The 16242-nt window shown below is 35.2% G+C and carries 13 protein-coding genes and 1 pseudogene; 8 read left to right on the top strand and 6 right to left on the bottom strand.

What is annotated here, in order from left to right; all coding sequences use genetic code 11:
* Positions 1 to 142: 142 nt before the first annotated feature.
* Positions 143 to 961, top strand: coding sequence for an SDR family oxidoreductase (locus CD147_RS02180; RefSeq protein WP_103165808.1), 819 nt, complete (start codon positions 143 to 145; stop codon positions 959 to 961).
* Between the two features lie 144 nt (positions 962 to 1105).
* On the opposite strand, the gene CD147_RS02175 is transcribed toward CD147_RS02180, so the two are convergent.
* Positions 1106 to 2182, bottom strand: a complete 1077-nt coding sequence (locus CD147_RS02175) for a M42 family metallopeptidase (RefSeq protein ID WP_103165807.1) — start codon at positions 2180 to 2182, stop codon at positions 1106 to 1108.
* A gap of 147 nt (positions 2183 to 2329) precedes the next feature.
* Between CD147_RS02175 and CD147_RS02170 the strand changes: the two genes are divergently transcribed.
* Complete coding sequence (locus CD147_RS02170; protein WP_233643010.1) at positions 2330 to 2797, top strand: YehR family lipoprotein; 468 nt, start codon at positions 2330 to 2332, stop codon at positions 2795 to 2797.
* Between the two features lie 87 nt (positions 2798 to 2884).
* On the opposite strand, the gene CD147_RS02165 is transcribed toward CD147_RS02170, so the two are convergent.
* On the bottom strand, positions 2885 to 4171 hold the full coding sequence (locus CD147_RS02165; protein WP_103165806.1) for an O-acetylhomoserine aminocarboxypropyltransferase/cysteine synthase family protein: 1287 nt from the start codon (positions 4169 to 4171) through the stop codon (positions 2885 to 2887).
* Between the two features lie 184 nt (positions 4172 to 4355).
* Positions 4356 to 5915, bottom strand: coding sequence for an FMN-binding glutamate synthase family protein (locus CD147_RS02160; protein ID WP_103165809.1), 1560 nt, complete (start codon positions 5913 to 5915; stop codon positions 4356 to 4358).
* 202 nt (positions 5916 to 6117) lie between these two features.
* Here CD147_RS02160 and lnsB point away from each other — a divergent pair, with 202 nt between their 5' ends.
* From lnsB to CD147_RS02135, 5 genes are all read left to right on the top strand, one after another.
* A complete protein-coding gene (gene lnsB, locus CD147_RS02155; RefSeq protein ID WP_103165805.1) occupies positions 6118 to 6894 on the top strand; it encodes a CPBP family lipoprotein N-acylation protein LnsB in 777 nt (258 codons plus the stop codon).
* A gap of 57 nt (positions 6895 to 6951) precedes the next feature.
* Positions 6952 to 7755 (top strand): CPBP family intramembrane glutamic endopeptidase, encoded by an 804-nt coding sequence (locus tag CD147_RS02150; protein ID WP_103165804.1) that lies wholly within the window; start codon positions 6952 to 6954, stop codon positions 7753 to 7755.
* Positions 7756 to 7920: 165 nt separating this feature from the next.
* On the top strand, positions 7921 to 8583 hold the full coding sequence (locus CD147_RS02145) for an ABC transporter ATP-binding protein (RefSeq protein ID WP_103165803.1): 663 nt from the start codon (positions 7921 to 7923) through the stop codon (positions 8581 to 8583).
* Positions 8576 to 9364 carry an ABC transporter permease gene (locus CD147_RS02140; protein ID WP_103165802.1) on the top strand — a complete coding sequence of 263 codons (789 nt, stop codon included), beginning with the start codon at positions 8576 to 8578 and terminating at the stop codon, positions 9362 to 9364. The genes CD147_RS02145 and CD147_RS02140 overlap by 8 nt, the downstream gene beginning before the upstream one ends.
* A 145-nt stretch (positions 9365 to 9509) precedes the next feature.
* Positions 9510 to 10730, top strand: coding sequence for an MFS transporter (locus CD147_RS02135; RefSeq protein WP_478050855.1), 1221 nt, complete (start codon positions 9510 to 9512; stop codon positions 10728 to 10730).
* Positions 10731 to 10949: 219 nt separating this feature from the next.
* Here the strand turns inward: CD147_RS02135 and CD147_RS02130 are convergent.
* Both CD147_RS02130 and CD147_RS02125 read right to left on the bottom strand, forming a co-directional pair.
* Positions 10950 to 12299 (bottom strand): annotated as a pseudogene (locus tag CD147_RS02130) (carboxylesterase family protein).
* Positions 12300 to 12412: 113 nt separating this feature from the next.
* Entirely contained in the window at positions 12413 to 14068 is a 1656-nt protein-coding gene (locus CD147_RS02125; RefSeq protein ID WP_103165800.1) for an APC family permease, read from the bottom strand.
* A gap of 185 nt (positions 14069 to 14253) precedes the next feature.
* On the opposite strand from CD147_RS02125, the gene CD147_RS02120 reads away from it, so the two are divergent.
* Positions 14254 to 14853, top strand: coding sequence for a YdeI/OmpD-associated family protein (locus CD147_RS02120; RefSeq protein ID WP_103165799.1), 600 nt, complete (start codon positions 14254 to 14256; stop codon positions 14851 to 14853).
* A gap of 71 nt (positions 14854 to 14924) precedes the next feature.
* On the opposite strand, the gene CD147_RS02115 is transcribed toward CD147_RS02120, so the two are convergent.
* Positions 14925 to 15968: a 2,3-butanediol dehydrogenase gene (locus CD147_RS02115; protein ID WP_103165798.1), complete on the bottom strand. Its 1044-nt coding sequence runs from the start codon at positions 15966 to 15968 to the stop codon at positions 14925 to 14927.
* Positions 15969 to 16242: the final 274 nt, after the last annotated feature.

Raw genomic sequence — 16242 nt, 5'->3', positions numbered from 1 at the left:
AATTAACATAAGTAAATTGAGAGGGTAAGATATAGCGCTATCATTTTCAGAAAGGGTTTGAGTACGCTTTAAGAGTGGAACATAGGAACTATATAAAACTTGAATCTTTAAACAGATAATTATAAATTGGAGTGAATGCGCTATGAAACGATTAGAAAATAAAATTGCAGTTATTACAGGGGCAAGTACCGGCATTGGTCGAGCATCAGCTCAAGTGTTAGCCGACGAAGGTGCACATATTTTAGCGTTAGATATTTCAGATGAACTTGAATCTACAGTGGCAGATATTAATAATAATGGTGGTAAAGCAACGGCATATAAAGTGGATATTTCAGACGATAAACAGGTTCAAGATTTTGCCAATCAAGCGAAAAAAGAGTATGGACGCATTGATGTTATCTTTAATAATGCGGGTGTCGATGAAAATGCTGGCCGTATTCACGAATATCCAGTAGAAGTGTTCGATAAAATTATGGCAGTTGATATGAGAGGAACGTTCTTAGTAACGAAATTCTTATTACCTTTAATGATGGAACATGGTGGCTCAATTATTAATACATCTTCATTCTCAGGTCAAGCAGCAGACTTATATCGTTCAGGTTACAATGCGGCGAAAGGGGCAGTCATTAATTTCACGAAATCAATTGCGATTGAATATGGTCGTGAGAATATTCGTGCTAATGCGATTGCGCCAGGTACAATTGAAACACCATTAGTTGATAACTTAGCAGGTACAGAAGAAGATGAAGCGGGTAAAACATTCCGTGATGATCAAAAATGGGTAACGCCACTTGGTCGATTAGGTAAAGCAGACGAAGTAGGTAAACTCGTTGCGTTCTTAGCCTCAGATGATAGTTCATTTGTGACTGGAGAAACGATTCGTATTGACGGAGGTGTCATGGCATATACTTGGCCAGGCGAAATGTTAAGTGACAATAGTTGGAAAGACTCAGTAGAATAAGAGAAAGGTTGGAACACCGTTTATCGGTTTTTCAAAGCACACATTATTAATGTTTTAATTTTATCTCAGACTATTATTGCTAACACTAAAGGCTGAACCATTTTTATTTATGGCTCAGCCTTTTAATATTTAATAAGTTATTCATTACCATTTAATTTTATCATATGCGTCGTCGTTAAGTGAGCGTATGATTTCTGTAACTAGGCGTACTGAATTTTCATAATCATCAGTGTGAAGTACTGAAACATTAGAGTGCATGTAACGTAGTGCTACACCAATTGAGATAGTTGGAATGCCTTCATTAGCGACATGGAGACTTCCTGCATCTGTGCCACCGCCTGGCGTTGTATCCCATTGTACCGTAATATAATGTTTCTTAGCGACTTCTTTAATGTGTTGACGTAAGCCTTGATGTGCAACGTTAGAAGCATCCATTAATATGACGACAGGACCGTTGCCAATGGCCGTATCACTGCCTAGGTTAGCCATTCCTGGTGTATCGTAAGCGACCGCTACATCAACCGCAATGGCTAGATCAGGTTTAATCTTGTTAGCAGCTACTTTCGCACCACGTAAGCCTACTTCTTCTTGTACTGTCCCTCCAGCATAAACATTTATGCCGATATTTTCATCTTTCAGGTTGTTTAATACATCAATAGCTAATGCACAACCATAACGATTATCAAACGCTTTAGCTGTTAAATATTTACCATTAGCTAATTGTTCAAATTCGCTATAAGGCGTAATCATATTACCAACCTCGATACCGTGTTGTTCCGCGTCTTCTTTGCTTCGTACACCAATATCGATAAACATATCTTTGATTTGAACAGGTTGTTTTCTTTCTTCAACGCTTAGTGCATGAGGTGGTTTAGAACCAATAATACCACGTATTTCCGTACCATCGTCAGTTGTAATAGTCACTTTTTGTGATAGCATGACTTGATTCCACCAACCACCAATCGGTTGGAACTTGATAAAGCCGTCTTTATCGATTTTAGTTACAATAAAGCCAATTTCATCTAAATGACCTGCCACCATTAATGATTTAGTACCATTTTCACTTTCTTTCTTCCCGAAAATGCCCCCCAAACCATCTTCAATAATTTCATCGCTAACTGGTTCGAGATACTCACGCATTTTCTCTTTAACATTATGTTCATAACCAGCGATACCATTAACATCTGTTAATGATTTGAGTAATTCGATTGATTCCTTCATTTTCACACGCTCCTAATAGAAATAGTTACTGTCATTGTAGCATGCCTAGATTTAATTTTCTGAAAAAAGTGTTTGTAATAGAAAGTATAAGGTAATGTTATAGATAATGAGATATAATTTAGTTGAAATATACATAGTAGGAAGTAGATGAATAAGATGAAAAAATTCTTAACGTTAACGATAATCTTAGTATTAAGCGTAGGTATATTAGGAGCTTGTAGTAAAGAGCGTTCTAAAACATACGAGGGGAATGTGGAAGGTAAACATGTCTTAACGACGCTATCTTATAAGAAGAATAAGGTGGTCAAACAATCGACAGTGAGCACATTGAAATATAATGATTTGGGCATGTCGAAAAAAGAAGGTGAGGATGCGTTTAAAGAGAACCGTCCGTTAAAACATTTAAAAGGTGTAACATATCGTTTAGAGAATAATCATGGTAAATGGGTGGAAAATATAGATATTGATTATACAAAGGGTGATATTAAGCAAATCAAACAATACTTCTCATTAGCCTTAACCTCTAAAAATGATAAGAAGGTTAATATGGAAGGTACAGTAAGACAATTAAAACGCATGGGATTCACTCAAAAAAGTAATATGACAGATGATTAATAAGAAGGTTGGAAAATTAATTATATTTTGAGATGCTTGTAAGCAGTTGCTCAAAACTTGCATAATTAATGACCCAACCTTTAATTTTTAGATTGAATTTAGCGCTTCGTCGAGGTCTTGGATAATATCTTCTACATTTTCAGTTCCGATAGATAGACGAACCATTTCTGGAAGTACGCCTGACTGACGTTGTTCTTCTTCAGTTAATTGTTGATGTGTTGTGCTAGCCGGATGGATGACTAATGATTTTGAATCACCAACGTTAGCTAATAGTGAGAATAATTGTAACTTATCAACAAAGTGTGCGATATCCTCGATAGAACCATCTACGCCGAAAGTTAAAATTGCGCCTTGGCCTTTAGGTAAATATTTATTAGCTAAATGGTGATATTTACTGTTTTCAAGTCCTGGATAATTTACCCACGTTACTTTAGGGTGTTGGTCAAGGAATTGCGCTACTTTTAGGGCATTTTCAGAATGACGCTCCATGCGTAAATGAAGTGTTTCAAGTCCAATTAAGAACTCATGAACGTTATAAGGAGAGACGGCTGAACCTAAATCACGTAATAATTGAACACGTGCTTTAGTGATATAAGCTGCTTCTCCAACATCGTTAGTATAAGAAATACCATGATAACTTGGATCAGGTTCAACTAAACCTGGGAATTTACTATTATCCCAGTTGAACTTACCGCTATCTACAATAACCCCACCAATAGATGTCCCATGACCACCAATAAATTTAGTGGCAGAATGGATAACCACATCAGCGCCGTGTTCAAATGGACGGCATAAGTAAGGAGAAGCGAACGTATTATCAATCACTAAAGGTACGCCATTATCGTGTGCAATCTTCGCAACCGCTTCAATATCTAATACATCAATTGCTGGGTTGCCAATTGTTTCGGCATACACTGCGCGTGTGTGTTCATTGATGGCAGATTTAAAATTATCTGGGTTACTTGGATCGACGAAATGAACTTTAATGCCTAACTTTTCAAAGGTAATATGAAGTAAATTGTATGAACCACCATAAAGATTAGATGAAGCAACAATTTCTGAACCTGATTCTACAATGTTTAATAACGCAAGTGTAATAGCAGCTTGTCCAGAAGATGTCGCTAAGGCGCCTACACCGCCTTCAAGTTGAGTGATACGTTCTTCAAAGACGTTTTGCGTAGGATTCATAATACGTGTATAAATATTGCCGGGTTTAGCAAGTGAAAACAAGTCTTGGGCATGTTGCGTGTTATCAAAAACATAGCTTGAAGTTTGATAGATTGGAACGGCACGAGATTTTGAGAATTCATCAACTTCTTGACCAGCATGAATCGTTTGAGTCTCAAATTTCCAGTTTGAATGTTGTTCTGACATAAGTAAAACCTCCAATTGATAGAAAATTCTGATATTTTTAATTATATTATACCGCAGTTTCGATTTAAATCAAACCAAATTACTAGGAATTAAAAAGGAGAGGTTGGGACGCCGTTTATTTGTCTCCCAAAGCACAAATAATTAACGTCTCAACCTCAACCTCGTAAGTGATGTAGTTTAAAATTTAATCGATTAGTTTAAGTTTATAATTTGCGATATTTTCAATAGAGCCATCTTTACGTTTGATTACGATATGGTCACTTGTAATCTCATCTGGACTTTTAACGCCTACTGCAGCAGCAATATTAAATAATCCTTCGTGTAAGCTTGTGATGTAGTTGGTTACTCGATATTGTTTTTCTTCTACAATTAAAGCTTTCTCTTTCTTAGGGTCTGTTGTCGCTACACCCACAGGACAAGTATTAAGATGACATTGTTGGCTCATAATACAACCAACGCTAATCATCATACCGCGGGCGATGTTCACTAAGTCTGCTCCTAGTCCTAAAGCGATGGCTACTTTGTCAGGGGTGATTAATTTTCCTGAAGCGAAAATCTTCATCTTATCACGCACTTTATAGCGTTCTAATACACCTGACACGATAGGTAGGGCAGTAAATAGCGGTAAGCCGACACCATCTTGAAGCTCTTGGAACGTGGCTCCCGTGCCACCTTCACCACCATCGACAGTAATAAAGTCTGGATAGATTTCAAGTTGAATCATTGTTTGAACAAGTTTCTCGATTTCTTCGACTTTGCTTACAACGATTTTAAAGCCCACTGGTTTTTGGCCTAATTGACGGATCTTATCTACGAATTTTAATAAGTCCTCTGGAGAGTTGATAAACTCGAAGCGGTTAGGTGAGTTAACTGTTTTGTATGGTTCAATATTTCTAATTTGAGCAATTTCTTCTGTCACTTTATTAGCTTCCATATGGCCACCACGTGTTTTTGCGCCTTGAGCCAGTTTAAGTTCAAAGGCTTTAACTTCTTTATGTTGCGCCATTTCTACAAACTTATCATCGCTAAAGTTACCATCTTTATCGCGAACACCAAATAATCCTGGGCCAATTTGGAAGATAATATCGCCACCACCTTTTAGATGGTATTCTGATAAACCACCTTCGCCTGTGTTCATCCATGTACCAGCACGCGCTAATCCTTGTGATAATGCGGTAATTGCACGCCCACCTAGCGCACCATAACTCATCCCCGATTGTCCTACTAAACGCTTGATTTTAAATGGATGCGCCAGTTCTTTACCTAAGACTACCGCATTGTCTGATGATAAATAGTATGGATCAATATCTTTTCTATCACGATGTTCATCTCTTTTAAACAATCGCTCATTATCCACTGTATACACAAAAGTTGAAATCATTGAAGAATTATCGATATGAAGTTCATTTCTTTGTAGCGGAAACATCGTGTTACGAATATAGAAACCTTCTTCATAATCACGTTGTGTACCGAAGCTTGACATGCGTGTATTATATTTGCCGGCTAAGACAATATTGGTATATTGATTTCTTGAAAATGGTTTCCCCTCTGTATCATTCGCAAATAGATATTGACGTAATTCTGGACCGATTTTCTCGGCTAAATAACGCACACGTCCTAGAACTGGATAATTACGTAATACACTATGTTGTGATTGCCCTTTATCTTTGAATAGGAAAATCAAAGCAAGGACGATTACTGCAATTACGATTATAAAAATCATAACGTTTACAATAAATTGCATTGTTGTAAGTAATGATAACAATTATAATTTCCCCCTTATATCCTTTTACATTTTCAATCATACACCAACACTTCTTTTTTACAATTCAAATTTTTAATAAATTTTAAAATTTTTATAATCGCAACTTTGTTACAATTTAAAATATAAAATAATAATTAGTTTTCTGTGGTAAGGTTAAGCAAAGAAATTATTGAGGTGTGTTATGAATAAAGAAGTTGTAGCGCGTGTGGTTCCGAGAAATCGATGGGGGACTGACGACATTGTAAAGAAAGATTTTCTATTACTTCCTATTTATATATTTTTCCAAATATTAATGCCAATTATTATCGTATTTGGTGTTCTAGGCGTGACGGCGATGATTACCCAAGATCCGCCACCATTATATTTATATAATTTAACATTAAGTATGAGTTTCGTTATCGCACAGTTTATTGCGATTGGAGCATTTTTTGTCTTACATAAGTTTTATATCGCAAATGTTGCGCGACGCCAGTTGTATTATGTTAAACAACAATACATGGGCGTAATAGCATGTGTAATTGTCATTAGCTTAATTTTATACTTTGGTTTTAATGCTTTAGCACAAGTTATGCCGTCGCCTTTAGGATATGAAAAGACGCAAGCACTCATTCGGCTAGAAGGACTATTTAATCATCCTACAGCAATAATATTTACTTTTATGAGTATGGTTATCTTGAGACCTTTAGTTGAAGAATTAATACTAAGACATTTAATTATTCATGAACTAGGTAAAAAGTGGAATCTCGCCTTCGTTATTATTTTAAGCTTGTTTATTGAAGTCATTTTGCATGTGTATGATTTAATTTCAATAATGGAGATAATACCGTACATGATATTATCAATAGGCGCAATCTTCGTTTATTTATATAGTGGTAAAAATTTAGCTGCATCTTATTTGTACCATAGCTCTGTACAATTAGTGATATTTATTATTACAATGATTGAAAGGTTCTTTTAATATTTGAAAAGAATTAGGTAACTTACTTTTCAAAGATAAGAAGAAAAGGAGAAAAATATGACTTCGGAATATAAAGATTCACAATCACTTTCACAGAAGCCACCACTAAAGAATGAGTTTGCCTCTAAACGCGTAGTTAAACGTGACTTTTGGTTAATACCAGGATACTTGGGATTTAATATATTATTACCACTTGTATTGTCAATTTTTGCGATGTTGTTTATGGTTTTGTTAACAGGTAGCAGTTCTGAAAATGAATATATGCGAAAGGCCATGGGAATTAGTCAAGTATTCGCATTAATAGGCCAGTGTTTAGTGTTGCTTTTATTTTACTTAATGCATCGTAAAACACTTATTCCATTGGCAATTCAACGGTTTAAAGATTTGAAAAAGCATATCATACTCATTGTTGTCGTGTTCATTGCGATGTATTTGTTAAATTATGCGTATGCATTTGGAATGGAATTCTTACCTAAGAAATACCAGTTCGATGAGACGGAGAATAATAAACAAATTATTCAATTATTCAAAACGACTTGGATTTGGCCGATACTCTTTTTAGATATCGTCATCGTTACACCTATCGTAGAAGAATTATTGTTTAGACATCTCATTATTCATGAATTGGGTAAGAAATTAACGTACGGGTTAATGTACGTAGTTTCAGTTGTATTTTTTGCAAGTTTACATGTATTAAGCGCATCTTCAATATTTGAAATAGGTCCATATATCATTATGGCAACAGGTTTCGTTGTAGCTTATCATTTTAGTGGACGGAATCTTGCCACAACGATTGTACTACATATGATTAATAACGGCATATCCTATATTACTATTATTGCCACGATGTTGTGGAAATAAATGATGACAGAGAAGTGGGAGAGTGGAGCTCAAGAGATGAACTTGAGTTACACTTAACCGCTTCTTTTTTGTTATTATAAAGGAAAAAATTAATTAATATAAAAAATATTTTTGTATAATGATTTAATTTAGTGTTGTAAATAATGAGGAAGAGGAGGGACGGCTATGTTATTAGAAGTGAAACATCTGACTTATAAAGCGGATAGAAGGATAATATTAGATGATGTTAACTTTCAATTGGAAGCGGGAGAAACAGTAGCTATTATAGGTCCATCTGGAAGTGGCAAGAGTACATTTCTTAAACAAATCAACAATTTAATAAGCCCTACGAAGGGGGATCTACTTTTCAAGGGAAAGCCTTATAATGATTATCCACCCGAAGAATTACGCTCGAAAATTAGTTATTTGATGCAACAGAGCCAATTATTTGGTGAAACGATAAGGGATAATATGGCGTTTCCATCGCTTGCACATGGAGATGACTTTGATGAAGAGAAGGCGCAGCAATTGCTCGAGAAAGTTAGTTTAGGTCATTATAAACTTAATGATCGCATTGAGCATCTATCTGGTGGGGAACGACAAAGAATTACAATCGCACGTCAGTTAATGTATCGTCCTGAAATCTTATTGTTAGATGAATCTACAAGCGCATTGGATACACATAATAAAGAAAAGATTGAGGACATTATTTTTGAATTAGCACGTGAAGGTGTCGCAATTTTATGGATAACACATAGTGATGACGAAAGTATGCGTTATTTTCAAAGAAGAATTACGATTGCCGATGGACAGATTACTAAAGAGGAGGACTTGAATCAGGATGAGTAATACAGCCCTCTGTTTAACTGCATTATTACTATTAATACCTATCTTTATTTCCTATAAAGAAGGCTTGCATATCATTAAAGATTTAGTTGTAGCGTCTATTCGTGCCGTCGTTCAACTGATTATTTTAGGTTTTGTGCTTCACTATATTTTTAAAATAGACGAAGCATGGATTCTTATTCTAGCCGTCCTTGTCATTATTGTGAATACTTCATGGAATACGATTAACCGAGCGTCACCTGTGATGCATCATGTATTTTTCATTTCTTTCACAGCTATTTTTATCGGTACAGCGTTACCTTTAACAGCTACAGTATTAGCAGGCGCGATTGATTTTAAAGCCAATGAAGTTATTCCTATCGGGGGTATGTTGGCTAACAACGGTTTAATTGCTATTAATTTAGCCTATCAGAATTTAGACCGTGCCTTTGTCAAAGATGTCACTGACATTGAATCTAAGTTAACATTAGCTGCCACACCTAAGCTTGCTTCTAAAGAATCAATCAGAGAAAGTATACGTCTAGCAATCGTACCAACGATTGATTCCGTTAAAACATATGGTTTAGTATCAATTCCAGGTATGATGACGGGGCTAATTATTGGAGGAACTCCACCATTACAAGCGATTAAATTTCAACTGCTTGTGATGTTTATTCATACTACTGCCACTATCATGTCAGCTTTAATTGCAACTTATTTAAGTTATAACCAATTCTTTAATGCACGACATCAGTTAGTAGCACGCGAATCCCCAATAAAAAGTAACGAACATGAAAGTGAATGATTAACGAATATTTAAAAGATAATGAAAAAGTGCATTAAAACCTTTTTGAAGAAAATTACAATTGAATATTATATAATAGAACAGTTATAATACTTGGAAAATAGTTTGTAGCTGTTTTTTTATTTTTAGGAGATTATATTTATTAATGAGCAATATTTGTATAAATAACACAACGAAAGGAGTAAATAACATGTCTGTCATGCGCATAGCGACATTCATTATTAGTGTCTTCATCGTAGGCATGGTTGAAATGATGGTCGCCGGTATCATGAATCTTATGAGTGACGACCTAGGCGTTTCAGAACCAATTATTGGTCAACTTGTTACGCTTTACGCACTAACATTTGCGATTTGTGGACCTATTTTAGTTAAGTTAACCAACCGCTTTCCTGCACGTTCAGTTTTACTATGGACGTTGGTAGCGTTTATCGTGGGCAACGGTATCATTGCGATAGCGCCTAATTTCACTATTTTAGTCATTGGACGTATCTTATCTTCAGCAGCCGCTTCTCTCATTATTGTAAAAGTGCTTGCTTTAACTGCAATGCTTACTGTTCCAAAGAATAGAGGTAAAATGATCGGCGTCGTCTACACTGGCTTTAGTGGGGCTAACGTTTTCGGGGTGCCTATTGGAACAATGATAGGTGATTGGATTGGTTGGCGTTTTACATTCGTTTTTATTATTGTAATCAGCCTTCTTGCTGGTTTACTAATGTTGAAATATTTACCAACTACAGGAGAGCTTAACGATGCGAATCGAATGTTTAATCAAGTGACAGAGGATAATCAGTCGTCTTCTCGTATTTTACGTCCTGCAGAAATTGTGAAATACTTAGCGATTACTCTGTTAATTCTTATTGCTAATTCTGTAACTTTTGTCTATATTAATCCACTTATTTTGGAAAATGGCCATAGCATGGGATATGTATCATTAGCGTTATTAGTGAATGGCGTGGCAGGTGTTGTTGGTACATCATTAGGTGGCGTCTTAGCGGACAAACTAACAAGTAAGCGTTGGCTAATCATTGCCTTTTCAGTCTTTACTGTGATGATGTTAATCGTCAATTTAATATTATCTACGACAGTTTTATTATTAATTGGACTCTTTATTTGGAATATCGTTCAATGGAGTACTAACCCAGCAATTCAAAGTGGGATTATTGAACATGTCGAAGGTGACACAAGCCAAGTGATGAGTTGGAATATGTCTTGTCTTAATGCAGGCATCGGTTTTGGTGGCATCATAGGCGGACTTGTAGTATCTAACATTTCTGTCGAAGCGGTCACGTTAGTAAGTGCCTTTATCGGCTTTGTAGGCTTAATCGTCGTACTTACATTGAAAAATTATCACTACGCTAAAAATTAATGTTCAAGGGAGTGGGGCAGAAATCTAGGGAACAGGACAGAAATCTAGGGAGTGGGGCAGAAATCTAATGTAATTTCAAAGATTTCGTCGCCCCACCCCGGCAAGGTTGACTAGGAATAAAGAAAGTGAGGCTTGAACGTCTCTTTATTTTAGACAACTACTGCCATAACTAAAGGTTGAACCATTTTTTATATTAATGGCTCAACCTTTTTATTTTTATTATATATATACATGTGGTTGGGTATGATGAATGGAATATGGTGTCCATGGCATGGTGCTATTCTTTGCGAAATAGGCTAAATCATTCATTATTTGTTGACTTAACGCTATTTCAGAAGTTAAATTTTTAACATTGTGTGCGTTTAAAATTTCCATTTTCCCAAACCAAAAGATTAAATCTAAAATATGATACGCACTTTTGAAATCTGAATGAGATGATAACGACCAATCGAAACGTACTAACCATTTATGAGGATTATTCTTCAAGTTATCTAGAAATTGTAAGGCAGGCTGTTTGAAATATAAGTCCGTGACAACTTGCGCTTGTTGCTGACCCGTTTGAGCTTCTTCAATATTAATCGTAACATCATTTAATTTCATGACCTCTACAAATCGTTAGGGTGCTAATTTGCGCGACTCATTGCGAATATAACAATCCCCTTCATTCTGGGTATAACTAACAACAACTGGCTTAGTGAATTCAGAAAGGGAACGGTACATTGTTGTATCATCAATGGGGGCATAAATAAGTTCCAACCCTTTAGATTTCCCTCTAACGCTTTCATCTTCTTCCATTAATTTTAGTATTTCATTATCTGTTAACTCTTCTATCTCTTTATTTGGAAAATATTGTTCTCTCAATTTATCAAAATGTTGTGCTTTCAAATAGCCAATTTGTGGTGTATCAAGTTGTAAAGTACCACTTAATAATATGACTTTCCGATAGTACATATCTAACTCAGGTTGTTGCATCAATGTCATTATACTCATACTTCCTGCAGACTGACCTATTAAGGTAACGTTGTGAGGATCGCCACCGAAGTCTTTAATAAAACGATGAACCCATTTTAAAACGTTAATTTGATCGGATAGACCATTATTTTTCTAATAGCTTTGATTGAAGTAGGACCAGTCTAAATAACCTAAAGCGCCTAAGCGATAATTAAATGTCACGACTATCACATCGTGTTGTTGAACGATATGTTCAGGCGTGTACAATTCGGCAGAACCATGACCATTAATAAAACCGCCACCGTAAAAATAAATCATAACTGGTTTATTTTTAAGTTGATTATTTTGCGACCAAATATTTAAATATAAACAATCTTCACTCTGGTTGAATGAGGCTGGTTTAGAAGAAAAGAATGCTTCTAACTTATTGTCAGGTTGGGGAGGGATACTTTGAAAAGCTGAAGCCTCAATGATGTTATCCCAAGTCGTTACTAATTCAGAGTGTTTGAAACGACGATTTTTAATAGGAGGATAAGCGTAGGGAATACCTAAAAACATATGTAAACTATCTTTTTCAATACCTCTAATACTGCCACCACGAGTTTGAATTGTGACCATTTCATCACCACTTCCTATAAGCTATTTATCCTTACTTTACCATTAAAAAAGCATAAAAAAATAGAAGTAAGACAGGAATCTAAATTAATCTCTGTCTCACTTCTAAACCTTACCTATTTCTCAGGTCGTTGTTGATTAGCGTCTTGTGATGTTGTCTCCATTGTATCTTCTTTCATTTTTTTATTAATACGTTTTGCGCGTTTGAAATAAATACTTTCAAAGTGACTGATTGTACCAAGTTTATAGAAGATACAAGCAATGACAATAATAACGATGAAATCGTAAGGGTAATGGATTAAATTAATACCATTAAATTCTTTACTACCAATAAATGACATTGTAGCTAACAGAATTAAGTAAACGATAATCCATAAACTACCACCGATTTGTTTTTTAGTATTACTCCAATTCATTTGATATTCATAGAAGAAATAAATTGGTAAACCTAAAATAATAATAAAGATGACTTCGGCAGTTGTTGGCCACATTGCCCAATAGATTGCTAGTGATGCTAAAACGAATGAGAATGGTGCCATGAATTTTAATAATGCACCTCGGAATGGACGGTGTAATTTAGGACCCATCTTACGTAAAGCAATAACTGTCGTTGGACCAGTTAAATAAGCAACTAATGTTGCAGTTGAAATTACTGCTGCAAGTACTCCCCAGTCACGGAACAACGTTACCATAATCATACTTACAATGGCATTAAAGACAATTGCTACACGTGGGATGTTATATTTTGAATTAATTTTTCCTAAGAATTTAGGAATATGTCCATTTTTCTCCATTGCGTTTAACACGCGCCCTGTAATTGCGACGAAAGATACACCTGTACCAAATGGTGAAACTACGGCTTCAATGTAAAGTAAAATAGCTAACCAGTTTAAGCCTAATAGAATTGCCATATCAGCGAAAGGCGAGTTGAAATTAATGCCGTGCCAACCATGCTCGTGAATCATTGATTGAGGCATTGATGTGATAAATGTACTTTGTAAAACTACATATAAAATCGCACTTAATGTTAAAGAAATCGCGATACCACGTGCAATATTCTTTTCAGGATTTTTAATTTCAGAACCCATATTAATGATTGTTTGGAAAGCATTAAATGAGAAAATGATACCTGATGTTGTAGTAGCCGCAAAGATTGGTGCACTACCATACGGCATAAATTCACTTATCGATGAACCGTAATTACTCGTATCGAAACCAGAAATCATTAACATAATGATTGTTAATAAAGGTACGCCGAGTTTAAATATAGAAATTAAACTTGTAAATGATGTTAATAATTTCACTGACCAATAGTTTAACAGTGAAAAGATAATAATAATCGCATAAACGGTAAATAGACCTACCGTGCTAATTGTTCCGTTATGCATTAATGCAGATGTCGGCTTAGCCCAGTCCCAAGGCCAAGAACTAATATATTGAACGGCTGATACCGCTTCAATAGGAATGATAGTTACAAGTGATACCCAGTTTGCCCACGCTGCAATAAATCCTAATAGAGAGCCGTGTGTGTACTGGGCGTAGTTACTCATACCACCTGATTGCGGAAACATTGTTCCAATTTCGATATAGTTATATGAAATGGATCCGATGACGATAAATCCAATTATCCAAGAGATAATCGATGCTGGTCCAGCCACTGAAGAGGCTTCCCACGCACCAAAGAGCCATCCGGAACCGATTAAACCACCTAACCCAAGTAAGACTAGTTGAGTCAGATTGATCTTATTGCTATTGTTGTTATTCTGTCCCATAAAATCTCCCTTTATTCATTTTAATATTTATTAAAAATTACACAATATAATTATACTCATATCGATAAATTAGTCAATTTATGATTTTAGTATTTTACAAATTATTGTGTTATTTATAGTTGATTAGAATTAATCATATTATAATAATTATATCGTTTTATATTTATATGAAGAAGGTGTATCGAATGACTCAGAAAGAGGCAAATCCAGATGTTTTAACTTTTTTAGAAAAAGAAAGTCAATGGAAAGAAGCGTATCAATATTTAAGAAATTTGATATTTGAGAGAACTGAGTTAGAAGAAACTTACAAATGGATGCACCCATGTTATACATTGAATAACAAAAATGTAGTATTAATTCATGGGTTTAAGCATTATGTAGCATTGTTATTTCACAAGGGCGCTATCTTAGATGACCCTTACCACACACTTATTCAACAAACAGAGAAGGTTCAGGCAGCAAGACAATTAAGATTTAATACATTAGAGGAGATTAAAGAACGACAAGAAGAAATTCTATATTATATTAATGAAGCAATTAAAGTTGAAAAAGCTGGAAAAAAAGTGGCTTTAAAACATGTTGAAGATTATATAATTCCTGAAGAATTACAACATAAATTTGATGAAATGCCAGAATTTGAAAAAGCATTTTATCAACTTACACCTGGAAGACAACATCAATATATTTACTATATTAACCAAGCCAAACGTAGCCAAACACGACAAAGTAGAGTAGATAAATATGTTGATCATATATTAGAAGGCAAAGGCATGCATGATAAATAATTAAAAAGGCTTGGGGTGTTCTCATTGGAAAACGCCCTCAAGCCATACTTTTGATTGATGAGTATTTAAATTTATCCGTTTAATTTAACGAGGATTTTAGCTTGTGATTTATCATTCACTAATTGTTCGAATCCAGATTCAACGATGTTTTCTAATTCGATTTCGTCAGTAACTACGCTCTTAACGTCTAAGCTACCGTTCGCAATTAAATCGATTGTTTGTTGGAATGTAGTTGGTGAATAAGCAATTGTTGATGCTAAGTGTACGCCAGAGTTAGTTAATAACATTGGGTCGAAGTCTACTTCGTGAGCGAAGATAGAAACGATAACAACTGTACCTCTAGGACGAGTAACTTGTACTGATTGAGATAATGTTACGCCGACACCAGCTACTTCAAAAGTAACGTCTACGCCATTTTCAGTATGTTCATTAATGAATTCCACAGGGTTAGTATTACCAGAATTGATAACGTGAGTTGCACCAACTTCTTTCGCTTTTGCTAAACGTTCTTCTGATAAATCGAAGACGAAGATTTTGCTTGCGCCAGCTGCTTTAGCTGCAACAACTGTTAATAAGCCAATTGGGCCAGCTCCAAAGATAGCGACAGTATCACCAAATAGTAAATTACCTTCTTTAACAGCTTGTACTGCTACAGCTGTTGGTTCTACTAATGCACCTTCTTTATCTGAAACATTTTCAGATAATGTATAAACATTTTCTTCAGGCGCGTTAGTGAATTCTGCGAAACCACCATCTGAACCTAAACCGATGAATGAATAGCCATCGTATAAGTCTACACTTTCGTCTTTTTCACGTTTTGAAACAGTTGGGTTACCAACGACACGGTCGCCTTTTTTATATTTAGTTACATCTTTACCAACTTCTTCTACAACACCTGCGAATTCGTGACCTAACGTTACAGGTGCTTTTTGACCTAAGAATGGGTCAGGTTTATCTGTAGAAATAAAGACAGGTCCTTCTAAATATTCATGTAAGTCTGTACCGCAAATACCTGCCCACGATACTTTTACTTTAACTTCGTTGTCTTGTAATTGCTTAGGCTCGCGATCTTCCACGCGAACATCTTTTTGACCATACCATACTGCTGCTTTCATTTGTAAAACATTCCTTCGTTAAATACTTACTACACTTATAGATTAATACTATTCTGATAAAAATTCAATTTAACCTATATGAATGAAAAGGATTATTTCAAGTAATTGAAAAGTGTGTGAACTTTAAGTTATCAGTCGAATTTGAATTAATCGCGCAATGTTTGTTAATGTTTAAATGATTCATAAAAAAATAATTTGTGAACTTTTTTAATAGTCAGTTTAACAAATGTTTAAAAAATTTATATAGGGTATATACTGTCTCTTATACACATCT

Origin of the sequence: Staphylococcus devriesei (assembly GCF_002902625.1) — a bacterium.
Taxonomy (GTDB): Bacteria; Bacillota; Bacilli; order Staphylococcales; family Staphylococcaceae; genus Staphylococcus; species Staphylococcus devriesei.
This window is presented reverse-complemented; position numbering and strand designations above follow the sequence as displayed.